This window comes from Candidatus Nitrospira salsa (genome assembly GCF_965152625.1).
Window position 1 is genome coordinate 694,406 of record NZ_CBCUCO010000002.1, and the last position, 13,239, is coordinate 707,644.

At 48.3% G+C, this 13,239-nt stretch carries 13 protein-coding genes, 2 tRNA genes and 2 pseudogenes; 7 read left to right on the forward strand and 10 right to left on the reverse strand.

All coding sequences use genetic code 11. The features are described from left to right. Positions 1-103: 103 nt before the first annotated feature. From ACWQXP_RS04900 to ACWQXP_RS04930, 7 genes are all read right to left on the reverse strand, one after another. On the reverse strand, positions 104-502 hold the full coding sequence (locus ACWQXP_RS04900) for a hypothetical protein (RefSeq protein WP_454061727.1): 399 nt from the start codon (positions 500-502) through the stop codon (positions 104-106). A gap of 162 nt (positions 503-664) precedes the next feature. Further along, positions 665-741: transfer RNA gene (locus ACWQXP_RS04905), tRNA-Arg, on the reverse strand. A 459-nt stretch (positions 742-1,200) separates the two neighbouring features. Then, positions 1,201-2,790, reverse strand: coding sequence for a ferredoxin--nitrite reductase (locus ACWQXP_RS04910; RefSeq protein ID WP_454061728.1), 1,590 nt, complete (start codon positions 2,788-2,790; stop codon positions 1,201-1,203). Positions 2,791-2,824: 34 nt separating this feature from the next. Continuing rightward, a complete protein-coding gene (locus tag ACWQXP_RS04915; RefSeq protein WP_454061729.1) occupies positions 2,825-3,646 on the reverse strand; it encodes a formate/nitrite transporter family protein in 822 nt (273 codons plus the stop codon). A gap of 386 nt (positions 3,647-4,032) precedes the next feature. Beyond that, positions 4,033-5,262, reverse strand: coding sequence for a sigma-54 interaction domain-containing protein (locus tag ACWQXP_RS04920; protein ID WP_454061730.1), 1,230 nt, complete (start codon positions 5,260-5,262; stop codon positions 4,033-4,035). Between the two features lie 507 nt (positions 5,263-5,769). Then, the gene (locus ACWQXP_RS04925) at positions 5,770-6,090 is read right to left on the reverse strand and encodes a DUF5615 family PIN-like protein (protein WP_454061731.1); all 321 of its coding nucleotides are present in this window, start codon (positions 6,088-6,090) and stop codon (positions 5,770-5,772) included. A 1-nt stretch (position 6,091) separates the two neighbouring features. After that, positions 6,092-6,319 carry a DUF433 domain-containing protein gene (locus ACWQXP_RS04930; protein WP_454061732.1) on the reverse strand — a complete coding sequence of 76 codons (228 nt, stop codon included), beginning with the start codon at positions 6,317-6,319 and terminating at the stop codon, positions 6,092-6,094. A 167-nt stretch (positions 6,320-6,486) separates the two neighbouring features. On the opposite strand from ACWQXP_RS04930, the gene ACWQXP_RS04935 reads away from it, so the two are divergent. After that, positions 6,487-7,497: an SDR family oxidoreductase gene (locus tag ACWQXP_RS04935; protein ID WP_454061733.1), complete on the forward strand. Its 1,011-nt coding sequence runs from the start codon at positions 6,487-6,489 to the stop codon at positions 7,495-7,497. A gap of 69 nt (positions 7,498-7,566) precedes the next feature. On the opposite strand, the gene ACWQXP_RS04940 is transcribed toward ACWQXP_RS04935, so the two are convergent. Together ACWQXP_RS04940 and ACWQXP_RS04945 are read right to left on the reverse strand one after the other, a co-directional pair. Then, a tRNA-Pro gene (locus ACWQXP_RS04940) sits at positions 7,567-7,643 on the reverse strand. Positions 7,644-7,654: 11 nt separating this feature from the next. Continuing rightward, positions 7,655-7,903: pseudogene (locus ACWQXP_RS04945) on the reverse strand (tyrosine-type recombinase/integrase); the annotation flags it as partial. A 288-nt stretch (positions 7,904-8,191) separates the two neighbouring features. Here ACWQXP_RS04945 and ACWQXP_RS04950 point away from each other — a divergent pair. The 5 genes and pseudogenes from ACWQXP_RS04950 to ACWQXP_RS04970 all read left to right on the forward strand — a co-directional run bounded on the left by ACWQXP_RS04950 (position 8,192) and on the right by ACWQXP_RS04970 (position 11,641). After that, positions 8,192-8,992 carry a DUF4158 domain-containing protein gene (locus tag ACWQXP_RS04950; protein WP_454061734.1) on the forward strand — a complete coding sequence of 267 codons (801 nt, stop codon included), beginning with the start codon at positions 8,192-8,194 and terminating at the stop codon, positions 8,990-8,992. Positions 8,993-9,149: 157 nt separating this feature from the next. Beyond that, positions 9,150-9,893 carry a hypothetical protein gene (locus ACWQXP_RS04955; protein WP_454061735.1) on the forward strand — a complete coding sequence of 248 codons (744 nt, stop codon included), beginning with the start codon at positions 9,150-9,152 and terminating at the stop codon, positions 9,891-9,893. Between the two features lie 51 nt (positions 9,894-9,944). Next, positions 9,945-10,940 (forward strand): annotated as a pseudogene (locus ACWQXP_RS04960) (Tn3 family transposase). 55 nt (positions 10,941-10,995) lie between these two features. Then, positions 10,996-11,232 (forward strand): ribbon-helix-helix domain-containing protein, encoded by a 237-nt coding sequence (locus ACWQXP_RS04965; protein WP_454061736.1) that lies wholly within the window; start codon positions 10,996-10,998, stop codon positions 11,230-11,232. After that, entirely contained in the window at positions 11,216-11,641 is a 426-nt protein-coding gene (locus ACWQXP_RS04970; RefSeq protein ID WP_454061737.1) for a putative toxin-antitoxin system toxin component, PIN family, read from the forward strand. Before ACWQXP_RS04965 ends, ACWQXP_RS04970 begins: the two co-directional genes overlap by 17 nt. Before the next feature lie 72 nt (positions 11,642-11,713). Here ACWQXP_RS04970 and ACWQXP_RS04975 read toward each other — a convergent pair whose 3' ends face one another. After that, a complete protein-coding gene (locus tag ACWQXP_RS04975; protein WP_454062982.1) occupies positions 11,714-12,424 on the reverse strand; it encodes an IS6 family transposase in 711 nt (236 codons plus the stop codon). A 238-nt stretch (positions 12,425-12,662) separates the two neighbouring features. Here ACWQXP_RS04975 and ACWQXP_RS04980 point away from each other — a divergent pair, with 238 nt between their 5' ends. Continuing rightward, positions 12,663-13,010, forward strand: coding sequence for a hypothetical protein (locus ACWQXP_RS04980; protein WP_454061738.1), 348 nt, complete (start codon positions 12,663-12,665; stop codon positions 13,008-13,010). Positions 13,011-13,239 lie beyond the last annotated feature (229 nt).

Below are 13,239 nucleotides of genomic sequence, written 5' to 3' on the forward strand. Positions count from 1 at the left end.
GATGACCTGTCTATCAGAAATCAAACACCGAAGGTTGAACGTCAGAAATAGAGAAAATACCGATGGTCAAACAATTCTATAGGTGAGAACACCCGCCTTCAACTCACTCTTCGCCTTGAGAGTTCGTAATGGTATAGAGTATTCCTTCATACCCAGATGGGCCCCGTGCAGGAGTTGCAGCAACGACATACTGAAGACCAACATCTTGTTGTGCTTGCGTTTCACGATCCGGCAAATAGTTGTCGGTCTGATAATCTTTCTCCCAACCAACCGGAAAAAATACACCGATGACGACAAATATTGGATCTTTCTTGGGATCCGCATAGTTTGGGAAAATCGATGTTAACCGATTGACAACCTGATCATGTATCATCATGCCTGTGCCTGCCTCGGTCTCAATAAATCGTACATCGCAATTTGGACAAGCATAAAATGCGGGGCCTTTCTCTTTCCATTGGGCTTCGGGAAGGGAGAAGGCAAAATCAACGGCGTCTTTTTTCAAAACGGTCTCAGCCAGTATTGAAACTGGAGAGAACAAAAGAAGGGAAAATACAATGATGCACGTGTAGAAGGCCTTCATACAAACCTTTGTGGGGTTAAGATTGGTAAACGGTCCGTGATGATGAAACCGGTCGAGAGACTCATCAACAAAAACAAGGGAAAGTGGTGCGCCCGGCAGGAATCGAACCTGCGACCCTCGGCTTAGAAGGCCGATGCTCTATCCGACTGAGCTACGGGCGCGTGAAACATTGATACTTAGAATGAATGTCTGTTTAAGGAAATTACCTCAATCATAACTTTTGCTGTTTCCAACATCTTTTTTACTTTAGACTTCACAGAATCCCTGATCATAGCAAAATATCCTGTCAGTAAAAAGAGAAGGAATTGCAAACTTTGTCAATGAGGCGTTGTCTGGAATGTGTACATGAAGTCTCGAGCCGAATTGAAGGAATGCGTTACACTAAATTAAGAAAATCAATAGACTATAGCCTCACTACCAATTGTCAGTGAGTCGGCAGCAGGCAATCGGCAACAAGACGGATGTGCGTTTGTTCATACACCTCCTGGAGAATCCTCTTAACGGCCATATAGTCGGCAAGATTCTCAAACAGTGGGTGTCGCCCCCCACACCACAGCGCTTGATAGTATGAGGCTTCAGATGCAATTTTGAGGAAACATGAGAAAGTTTCTTTTGTGTTACTACTTGCATAACACTGTGGATTGTGAAGAGTGATTCTGGTGACATTTCACCAATTCAGATTTCCCTGATGCTTTAGGAACGCGAAGTTTACTTTGATGCATTTTGTGCCTGGCATGATACGGTAAAATGCCGCTCAACACATCCGGGAGGACATCACAAGGAACATCTTCCAGTAACTTCGTGGATGGTTTTGGGTCCGGCCCTGAACGCCCCCCCACATAAATATCGACGGCTTCGATAATCTCACCTTTCACTTTCACTTTTTTGCCAATCAACCCAACGTCTGCAACCAAATGATTGCCGCAACTGGCAGGACACCCAGACCAATGCATCGTAATAGGCTTGAGATCGGTACCGAGCTTGGCTTCAATTTTTTTCGCCGTTTCGATCGCTCGACTCTTGGTTTCAATCACTGCCAAGTTACAGTAGTCATTTCCAACACAGCTCACTAAGCCTTTTTGGATTGGGGTAGGATTATAGACATACCGTTGCAACAATGGCTCCTCGGTTAGGTCCCCAATTTTTCTATCAACGACATTCGGGATGACAATGGCTTGATTATGAGCCAGTCGTAATTCCCCTGTTCCGTACGTCTCGGATAGTTGAGCGATCTTCAGAAGATCGCCTGCGTTGATACGACCCACTGGAATTTTCAACCCGACATAATTTAACCCTAACGACTTTTGTCGAAAGACACCCATATGATCATTCACGGACTTCTTTCTTGCATCGTTTCCTGCATGAGCATAGGGACGCCCTAACCGATTTTCCACTTCGATTCGAAATCGTTCCTCTCCCCATCGATCAACCAAAAATGCCAACCGTGCGGTATTGCGCGACTCTCGAAAACCATGATCTCTATAAATTTCAAGTATGGCACACGTCACCCTCAGAACCTCTGATGGTTTTACAAACATATCCAACGATGAAGCAATGCGATACCCCCCAGACCCTAACTTTCCACCTACGAACACATTGAAGCCTGTGGTCATGCCCCCTTTGTCCTGAACCGTTGCTGGCACAAAAGCCAAATCTTGAGTTTCCAGATGCAGACAGTTTTCGAGACATCCCGTAATCGCCATATTAAATTTTCTCGGGAGATTGGAATAGTCCCGGTTTCCAACAATTTCCTCCGTCAAGCTTCGAACCAGCGGCGCCGTGTCAATGAGTTCTGAAGACGTTAATCCCGTTGCTGGACAGGTCATAATATTACGCACGTTATCCATGCCGGTCTGAAGGCTCCATAATCCCACCTCATCCAACCGCTTGAATACCTCTGGCACATCTTCAATAGTCAAATGACGAAGCTGAATTTGTTGCCGCGTCGTCACATCGATCACCCCGTTGCCAAAGCTGCTCGAGACCTCTGCAAGGGTGCGAAGCTGGGCTGAAGTTGCACTCCCCCCAGGTATTCGAACGCGTGCCATGAAGTGTCCCGGCGTTGGATTACGGAGAAACAACCCCATCCACTTTAATCGTTGAATATCTGCATCCTCAATGGATTCCCATCCTGCCTTGGCAAACCGGTCAATGTTCTCACGAACATCCAACCCATCCTTCTCCATCTTAAGAACCTCTACCTTATTCATGCCTTATTACCTTATCCTTTCATATATTGCGTGTTCACCCACGAACCCCGTCAGACTCAAATGTTGAGGGCACGGGGGGACAATTCATTATTGGTACCGGGGTCACCGTCAAGGGAACCCGACTCGTAAACCAATAGGCACCACCAACACAGACTGCCCCGCCGACGAGATTCCCCAACCCGACCCAGACTTGATTCCACAGAAACCCATACAGGGTGATGTCGTGTCCATGGGGGAGAAGTAATGCCATGCTGAAGATTGATTGATTGGCGATACTATGTTCAAACCCACTTCCCACAAAAGCCAAAAGACACCAAAAAATCAACATTACCTTCGCGGCATCATTCGTGGTTCGTGCTGACATCCAAACTGCTAGACAAACCAGCCAATTGCACAAGATTCCTCGAATGAACAATTCCCAACCGGATAGCGACATTTTCATAGAGGCCACATTCATCAGCAGATCAACGTGCGGAGTCTTCGACAAGACGCCTGATTGCACAATCAGCCAGGCAATGCCAAGCGACCCAATCATATTGCCGAGAAAGGACCAGAAAAAAATCTGTCCGACCTGGTTCCAGGTAATCACCTTCGACAAACCACCAATAGTGCAGACCATGTTATTGCCAGTGAACAATTCTGAACCGGCAAAAATCACGAGCGTCAGCGCGATCCCAAACGCCGCTCCCATGACTAACTTGACGGCCCCTGAACCCTCTGCGGCAAACGGGGCACCAACACTAAAGATTAATGTAATTCCGAATCCCAAATAGACGCCGGCCAATACTGATAGCATGACATAGCCAAAAGGAGAAGATTGCTGATACGCCACCTTTGTGCTTGCCACTTGAGCCATTCTTTCGATATCCGTTTCGTACATGTGATGCCTTTCATGAATTGTTTGCGTACCGTGGATATTGTGCAAAAAAAAGACGCCGCCTGCCTGATTGAGGAGATATTGCCTCCCCCTCATCAGCAGTGGCGCCTTTGCCAGCTGTTCTTCCACTCACGTTGACCAAAGACTAACTAGGTCATCTTAATATATGCATAAGCGATTATTGTGCCAACTGTCCTCAATATAAAAACAATCAACAATCATGCAGTATCATTTCTTTAAAGTGGGCCAAAGACGTCAATATTTTTTCGACAAACCAACAATTTTGTTCGTTTCAACCGACAATTTTGTCGTATATGTTTGTTCCATCAAGTGAACTCAGGGATGGTTGTTGAGAAATGAGGTGGTTAAGACCGTGTGAAAGAACGATAAATTTTGTACTTTTTCATCTTATACGCGACTTGTCTCGGAGTGAGTCCTAGCTTCCGAGCAGCCTTGGCTTTAATCCAGCCAACATCTTGTAACACCTGCACTAAACGTTCACGTTCAAGATTTCGAACATCTTTCGGCAATGTATCGAGAGCCTTCAAGGAAGCATTCTTTTGGGGTGAGAGGGTGACATCTCGAATATGGTGCATATAGGACTGTAATGGTTTAGGAATTGCCGAGAGTGTCACAGTCGGTGAATCTGCCAAAACCACAATTCGTTCTATACAATTCTGTAATTCACGGATATTTCCAGGCCAGTGGTAGCGAGATAACATAGCGACCACGTCAGCATCTAATTTGATGTGACGATGATTGTCACGATTGAACCGCTCAAGAAAATGCTCTGCTAACGGAGTGATATCTTCTTGACGTTCACGAAGCGGCGGCAAGACCATTGGGACCACATTCAATCGATAGTAGAGATCCTCTCTGAATGTTCCAGATAACACCATGGCCTCCAGGTCACGATGCGTGGCCGCAATAATTCGAATGTCAGCAGGAAGAAGCTGTGTGCCTCCGACTCGTTCATACTCCCGCTCCTGAAGGACTCGAAGAAGTTTTACCTGTGTATTCAACGGAATATCCCCAACTTCATCGAGAAAGAGTGTTCCTCCTGAAGCCTGTTCCAACTTTCCTCGACGGGTCTTACTCGCGCCCGTAAACGCCCCGCGTTCATAGCCAAACATCGTCGACTCAATTAATGAGTCTGGAACCGCAGCGCAATGCAGAGGAATAAAGGGACGGCCTTTTCTGGGACTTGATTCGTGAATAGCCTTGGCGACCAGCTCTTTCCCCGTTCCACTTTCTCCGCGAATCAGGACTGTGGCTTGACTGTGGCCAGCTCGCCCAATGGATTCATAAACATATTGCATAACCGAACTGTTACCAATCAGACTCAAGGAACCTGCTTCAACGTTCGTCATGTGCCGGTTGGAACTGCTCTCTGGTTCAAACTCTACCTGCTGCCGCTTGAGGGAGGCGTTATTTTTTGATTTTTGTTTTGGCTTTTTTTCATGACAAGCAAGTATCTCTAAAAGTCCTAATGCTTCATGTATGCGAACATCAGGACTAGCCTTTCCTGTCAGAATCGCTTTGAGTTGCCTCACGACCCCGGGAAGATCATCTTTGAGTGATTCCGGAACTTTCATACATGATTACCTTAATAGGGTGTTGAATGAATCTCGGATTAATATTCATCTCTCTTAAAGCCGTATCAAATAATTTCCGCATGTTTGAAGTGAATAGCTGCGCGGAGTTAGTTGATATGCCTCAGCTGGAAAACTTATTGGGATTCGCTATAATCATTCCACATACGCCTGCCATAAACTCAAACACTGCTATCTCTCCCCCGCTCCTGACACTTCCCTAAAGGGTGGCAAAAAAAAACGCCCATTCCCAAATTGGAGAATGGACGTTCGTTGTCCTTCGTCTAAGCTTTGTACATATGTGAGAATCAACGACCTTGTTGCTTCTCCTTAGCTATTAGGTATCAGACACCAATACGCATGTCAAATTTCTTATGATTCCCAATTAATACATCACTCTGCTTTACTCGCATCATATTCTAACGTGTAAGAGGACTCGTTCTAACATCGAGAGATGATATATGCCAAAGAAATTTGCGTGCAATCATTTGGCAATTCTTGGAAATGGTCTTAGAAAATACTCACTTCGTGAAGTTTTCCAGGGGATGAGGTTTCGATAGCTTGGAGGATCGATGCGGTGGTTGCTTGGATTTTGGGCCAACTTGTAGAGGAGAGGATGACAATTGCGATGTTTTGTTCAGAAAATGTTTCGCAAATGCCATGATTTTGATCGGTTGTCAGTAACACATCAACACCCTCTTCCTGAGCTTTGGTCAGTAACTCACTATTCGTGCATGCGCCCCAACCATGTTCAAAAACGGTTTCTACTTGATGCGGAAGCAGGAGCTTGCGCAGCCGAACCGGTATGCCTTGGTCAAAGAGGATTCGCACGTTACATCGCTTGAGGAGAGGCTAGACTTTTAGCCGCATGGGAAAGAACCGTCCGTACCTGCTCAGGAGTAACCCCCGGAAACAATTCAACAAACTCGGCGATCTCCACCCCGTCTTCAAGATTTTCAAAGAGTGCGAGAACGGGGATACGGGTACCGCGAAACACCCACCCGCCACTGACTCGCAGAGGATCACGCTCAACCACTGAACAGGCAGACCAACCTAACATAATAGTATCCTATCTCGAGTCGCTTCATGTTTCAATGCATTCACAAAAGAGGATATTTTAAACTCCTCCTCCCTGACTTTGTCTAGATCATATCACGATTAATCGTATTATAATCCTAAAAGATTTCCACTGGCATTCACTTTAATCTGCTCATGTGAGGAATAAGGATGAGAAAGAATCGTCAGAGGGAAGTCGTCGTGATCACTGGCGCTTCAGCTGGTATCGGGCGGGCAACAGCACGAGCCTTTGCACAACGTGGGGCCTATCTGGGCTTGCTCGCTCGTGGCCAAGAAGGTCTACGCGGCGCTCAGCAAGAGATTGAAATGCTTGGAGGAAAGGCATTAATTATTCCTACAGATGTTGCCGACCATCAACAGGTTGAGGCCGCAGCAGTGCAAATAGAGAAAGAATTTGGGCCGATAGATATTTGGATTAATAACGCCATGGTTTCTGTGCTATCGCCGATTAAAGACATGACGGCAGAAGAATTTCGGCGTGTAACCGAGGTGACGTATTTAGGGTTTGTCCACGGAACATTATCAGCTTTGCGTCGCATGATTCCTCGAAATCGCGGGGTCATTCTTCAGGTTGGCTCAGCCTTGTCCTATCGAGCTATTCCGCTTCAATCGGCCTATTGTGCAGCCAAGCATGCTGTGAAAGGGTTTACTGAATCTCTCCGATCGGAATTAATTCACGATGAAAGCCGCGTGCGCGTAACGATGGTGCATTTGCCAGGGGTCAATACAACTCAATTTGGATGGATCAAAACTCGATTGCCTTACCACCCTCAACCAGTACCCCCTATCTATCAGCCTGAGGTAATGGCGAAGGGTATTGTCTGGGCGGCCTTCCATAATCGACGAGAACTGTGGATCGGAATACCAACAGTCAAGACTATTGTAGGAGAGAAATTTATACCAGGATTGCTGGATCATTATTTAGCTGACGTGGCCTACTCCGGCCAACAGACTACTATTCCCATTGAATCAGATCGTCCTAACAATCTATGGACTCCAGTGGCAGAGGACAGAGGTGCCCATGGCCTATTCGATCAACAGGCTCGGTCCATGAGTGTCCTACTGTGGGCGTCTATGAACCGAGGGATGCTCGCTGTGGCAGGATTCGGACTACTGCTTTCGCTCGCATGCGCGGTCAAACGAAAAAAGCGGGTCAAGTAATGAGAAGTTCAACTGAACGTTCGAATGGAAAGAAGGAGAAGTACGAGAAGAAAGTCAGAGATCGAAAGTTGGTCGGGGCGAGAGGATTTGAACCTCCGACATCCTGCTCCCAAAGCAGGCGCGCTACCGGGCTGCGCTACGCCCCGATCCTTTATTTTCAATGACTTATAGAATGACCCGATTCACGTTTTCCATCAGGTGTTATTACGGTGTTAGCCCCATATTTCTCAAGCATGGCGGCCGCCTGGTGAAGATCCGCTGGCTTAATGGAATTATAACGCCGATGCATTTGTTCCGACTTGTGGCCGACAATCTTCATTGCCGTCATAGTGTCCACTCCTGCTCGCCTCAGGTTCGTTGTGGCCTCGTGGCGAAAGTCATGGAGCTGCAGATCACGAATCCCCGCTCGCCGACATGTGGCGGCCTATGCCGTACGTGGATTTTTCCACGGCTTTCCTTTATACAGGAAAACCCGATTGGTGTCTAGGCGACGCTGGTTCCATAATTGGGTCCGCACCCGAGAACGGGCGAAAATTCCCATAGCGCTGTGAATAATTTCATCTCAGCCAGCTGACAAGACGTTGGCATTCTCTTTCTCCTCTCTCAACGAATTTCCTTCTGTATTCTTTTCCCGGAGTCGAATTTTCCTCTGCTGGGATTCACAATACCTCCTTTTACACTTAAGGAGGTCTTCATGCCCAGAATGGACATTATCACTGCTATCGAACGTAAAGAATTTGATTCGCCGCCTGTTTTCTCCCTCCCCCAGCAACATCACTACTTTGACCCTCCCCTTGATGTCATCCGTACTCTCAAGAGCCTCAGAACTCCTACGAATCAAGTCTACTTTTTGGTGAGTTACGGTTATTTCCGTGCCACCGCTCGGTTTTATCCACCAGCCCAATTTCGAACAACTGATCTTGCCTATGTCTCCCAAAGCTTAGGTTGGTCGTTCAAACAACTCAACCTCGCCTCGTATGCCTCCGAAACGCCGTCACGCCATCGGCATCTCATTCGAACGTTGCGCCACTTTCGATGGTATGACCGCATGGCGCGAAAAATGATGGTTGCCGAAATTCGTACCTTGGCCAAAGTGCATTGGGATCCCAGGCAAATATTTTTTCGTGTAGTGGACCGCCTCACGGCCACCCGTATTGAAATTCCTGGCTCTGACTATCTCAGCCGGCTCATTGCCACCGCGGTCACGCAGCGTCAGGGAGTCTTCGCTCAACGACTGGGACACCATCTCACTCCGCTCACCCGTCAGGAACTGCACGCTCTACTAATGCCCTCACAGAATCCCTCTGGACACGATCGTTATCGCTTGAGTCAACTCAAGCGGTTATCCCAGTCCACGAAGCCGAACCAAGTTCGGGCACGCCTCAACAGTCTTGAACAAATCCGGACGCTCTATCACCTCCTGGCTCCTCTGTTACCTCTCCTTGAACTCCCGCCCACCGGCATCACCTATTATGTTATGCCGAGATTACCATGAAGCAAGATGTCTTTGATCTCAGCCGCCGTGGGGAGCATATTCGTCTCCTCCATCTCCTCGCGTTTGTCGTGCACCACTATTACCGGTTGCACGATAACCTCGTGGATGTGTTCCTGAATGTCCTCCCTTTGACTCTCAATAGTGTGCGATGGGACATATGGAGGCCTGCTATGCCACGCGCGACACGCAGACCACCAGCCTGAATACCCTGCTGACCATTCTCGAAACCGATGTGATGACGGCATTCATTTCGATTCAACACATCATCGAATCCTCCAATCTCACCAATGACGAAAAAGTCGATCGGATTCAGCAGGTCTTTGCGACACGAAAAATGTCTCAGCAACACCTGGCTGAGGTCATGACCCCGCTCAAGGCGAGTGTCGAAGAGACCCAGAACCAGAACACGTACTATACCGGCTTAGAAACGCGGTCGCTTCGGATGCAAGCGCGCCTCATGCCCATTCTCAAAAGTCTGCCCTGGCAGGGAACCGATCACGCCTTGTTGGCTGCGATTCGTTATGTGCAAGAGCACCAGGGAGGTCTAGGCCACGACGCACCAAGGCAGTTCCTCACCTCAACCGAACGGAAGGCTGTGAGCCCTCCTGATCGGCCATTTCGAATCTCCTTATATAAAGCCTTGCTGTTTATTCATGTGGGACAAGGGTTAAAAGCCGGCACCCTCTTTCTCGATCAGTCGTATAAATATCGTGCCCTCGAAGGGTATCTGCTCAGTCGCACGCACTGGCAACAAGTTCGTGATCACTATGTGCAACAGGCTCAGCTGGAGGCGTTCGCGAATCCTCAGGTCGTGCTGGGGGATTTAGAAACGCATCTGCATGAGCAATTTGTCAAGACAAACACATACCTGTGCCGTCACCAAAATGAATTTGTCAGTTAGAAGACGGACACCAGCCTCCTGGTCAAGACTCCCGCTCAAACTACCATCAAGATGGAATCGCTCTCTGCCTTTTTCCCCGGGCGCCACTATGTGGCCTTGACAGAAATTTGGGCGACGGTCAATCAACTCACCCACTTCCTCACGGAATTTACCCATGGACCTCACCACCCACAAGCCGCGCGACCTCCAATGCGAACCTTTCTCGCTGGCTTGCTCGGGCTCGGTTGTGGCATTGGCGTACGCAAATTCGCTCGCATCTCTCGCCATCTGCAGGAAGGCCAAGTCGAGCATACCGTGAATTGGTATTTTACCCCGGCCAACATCCGGGCGGCGAATGATCCCATTCTGCGCATGCTCGACCAACTCCCTTTGCCCACACTCTATCGTCGTTCCCCGGAAGCTCTCCACACGTCCAGTGATGGGCAGAAGTTTGAGGTTCCTGCCGAGTCCTTGAATGCGAATTACTCATATAAATATTTCGGCAAAGGCCAAGGCGTCAGTGTGTACAGTTTTATTGATAAACGGCATCTGTTGTTTTATTCCAGGGTCATTAGTGCGGCTGAACGAGAGAGTGCGTATGTCCTGGACGGGTTACTGCACCAGGACGGAGGACCGAGCCGTATTCATTCAACCGACACCCATGGGTATAGTGAACTTATCTTTGGGGTGATGCATCTCTTGGGATTAGCCTATGCCCCACGCATTAAGAACTTTCAACGCCAACGGCTCTATGCCTTTAAAGGGTTACGAAAGCAGGAGTCGTACCCATCCTTTTTGGTGAAGCCGTAGGGCACGGTGAATACTCAACTCATTTATACCCATTGGGAAGATATATTGCGGTTTGTCGCCACCCTCAAACTACGAGTCACGACTCCCTCTGAATTGTTCCGACGCCTGAATTCCTACTCCTCTCAACACGGGTTGTATCGGGCCCTCAAAGCGTTTGGACAAATTCTCAAATCTATCTTTCTGCTCCGCTATCTCGATGAAGTGGAGCTTCGGCAGCAGATTACGCGTTCATTCAGAACTCATGCTTGTAGAATTTAATTAATAGTGATAAGATAGATGCATAAACGTATAAACGTCTATATTTGGAGTAAAGATGACACGCTGGACCCTTAGTATCCCCAATGACACTGATCGGGCTGTTCGCTCGTTCTTGGCCCGAAGGGGTGGCAAGAAGGGGGACTTATCTAAGTTTGCGACAGAGGCGATGCGTCGAGAAATGCTGCGTCAGACCATCTGCGATTTGCAGGCCCGCAACGCGGATCTGAATGAGCATGATGCCGAGGAACTCGCCCAAGAGGCGGTGACGTGGGCTCGTGCGACTCGTCCTTGATACCAACATCCTCATTTCAGGGCTCCTTTCCCAGGTAGCTCCCCCCGCACAGTTACTTCAGCGATGGTTGGAGGGGCGCTATGAACTGGCCACCTCACCAGCGCAAGTTGAAGAACTAACACGCGTTCTTACCTATAAGAAACTTCAGGCTCGCATTCCCACAGACCATGCCACAGACTTGCTGAATAATCTTGATGCATTAGCGATTATTGTCTCTGATCTCCCAATAATAACCCTGTCTGGGGACCCTGCGGATAATGTAATCCTGGCTACTGCCGTGGCGAGCCGGGCCGACGGTCTCGTCAGCGGAGACAAGACCGATCTCCTAGTGCATCACTCCATTCAGGGGATTCCGATTGTAACTGCAAGACAAGCTCTTGGCTGGATGAGCAAGCCAGGAGTGACGTGACGACCCATTTAAGACGGAATTGGTGCAAATAGCCAAACCAGAACAGAGTCAGCCTTCGAAGGAAATCATTTGCTAGGCAGCGAGCAGCTTGAGCCAAGAACTTTCAGACGCACCTAGGCTCTGCTTTTTAATTCTCAATTTGTGTTTCTCTTTTCGAAATTGGTGTGCTAACTCAATTCCCGCGATGGTCACTTGGGCATTCCGAAACACCTGAAACGCTTGCATGGGACGGATGCGTTGTTTGATGCGGCGATGATCCCGCTCAATGCGATTCGTCAAACATTTGGCTGTGCGAATCGTCGGTCGCTTCAGATATTGGGTTTCTTTGAGCTCTTGAATCGCCAGGTGATTCGCGTGATATTTGTCGAGCGTCAATTTCGTCGGACGACACCATGAGACGATGGCTTTGCGCAGAAACCGTGTGGCGGCGGCGGTGTCACGTTTTGCACTCAACAGAAAATCAACGGTGTTCCCGTGCTGATCCACCGCTCGATACAGATATATCCACTTTCCTTTCATCTTCAGATAGGTCTCGTCGACATACCAGGAGTTCCCCACATGGCGATGCATCTCGTGCCAATACTTTTCACACTTCGGAATATAGTGTTGCACCCACCGACGAACCGTGGTGTGGGCTAGGGAGATCCCACGTTCCTCCATCATCTCCACGAGATCGCGATAGCTGAGTTTGTATGTCACATACCATCGGACGCAGAGAAGAATAATGTCGTGGTCGAAGTGGCGGCCTTTGAAGTTTTTCTGAATTGTCGATAGAGTGTTCATACCCAATAGTATGGCACGGGAATCATGTTTGCACCATTTCCAGATGGAGGAGATCACGCCGAGCGTTACGAGTGGGGCGACGAAGTTATCCGTAAGTTCTGCTCCTCCATCTCTCGTAAGCAACTGACGCAAGTATCGTGTGTGGGAAGGTGCTGGGCTTCGGAAAGATTTTCTCTACGCGTCAACAGTGTATCTCGCTCTCTTGGATTTTGGACCTAATGAGGTAAAGGGACTCGCAGTGTTTCTGAAAGGAGATCAGCACTGCAAGGGGCAGGTCACACTGCAGGAGAATTCCAAGGCATTTCTTTTCGAATCGATGGAAGGCAATCTGTGTGAGGGACTCGAGGGAGGTCGTTTTAAATACATTAGCTCCTCCTATACCACGTCAGCTCGTCGTCTTCAGTTGACCTGGTTTCCTGCAAACACGACCATTGCGTCAATCGAAGGTTTACTTGCTCTCCGACAATCTAATGAGCTCGGCTTTAGCGAAGCACAAACAGTTCCACCCAGCTTACAAACTGCTATCACAGGGTTTGAAACTGATATACACCTGGCGAGTTTGAAGATTCCTGAGGAAGCGGTGTAACATAAACAGGAACTTAACAAAACTCGATCACACTTGAATCAACTCTTCCAACGTGTACTTTCTCCTAAGGGGCTCATTGGGATATGGAAAGGGCAACTCCTGAATAAAGAAGACCTCATTTCCACAGAAATGGCCTTTTGGGAGGCCTCATGCTTCTCCGCGAGTGTGCCAACTAATTGCGATTTCGTCAAAGCTTTACTTAATCGGTCAATCCTTTCCTTTAAGAATG

Bases quoted from the DNA above. Each gene is read 5' to 3' on its own strand.
- ACWQXP_RS04910 (WP_454061728.1), bottom strand. From the start codon at position 2,790: ATGAATAAGGTAGAGGTTCTTAAGATGGAGAAGGATGGGTTGGATGTT.
- ACWQXP_RS04915 (WP_454061729.1), bottom strand. From the start codon at position 3,646: ATGGCTCAAGTGGCAAGCACAAAGGTGGCGTATCAGCAATCTTCTCCT.
- ACWQXP_RS04920 (WP_454061730.1), bottom strand. From the start codon at position 5,262: ATGAAAGTTCCGGAATCACTCAAAGATGATCTTCCCGGGGTCGTGAGG.
- ACWQXP_RS04930 (WP_454061732.1), bottom strand. From the start codon at position 6,319: ATGTTAGGTTGGTCTGCCTGTTCAGTGGTTGAGCGTGATCCTCTGCGA.
- ACWQXP_RS04935 (WP_454061733.1), top strand. From the start codon at position 6,487: ATGAGAAAGAATCGTCAGAGGGAAGTCGTCGTGATCACTGGCGCTTCA.
- ACWQXP_RS04950 (WP_454061734.1), top strand. From the start codon at position 8,192: ATGCCCAGAATGGACATTATCACTGCTATCGAACGTAAAGAATTTGAT.
- ACWQXP_RS04955 (WP_454061735.1), top strand. From the start codon at position 9,150: ATGGAGGCCTGCTATGCCACGCGCGACACGCAGACCACCAGCCTGAAT.
- ACWQXP_RS04965 (WP_454061736.1), top strand. From the start codon at position 10,996: ATGACACGCTGGACCCTTAGTATCCCCAATGACACTGATCGGGCTGTT.
- ACWQXP_RS04975 (WP_454062982.1), bottom strand. From the start codon at position 12,424: ATGAACACTCTATCGACAATTCAGAAAAACTTCAAAGGCCGCCACTTC.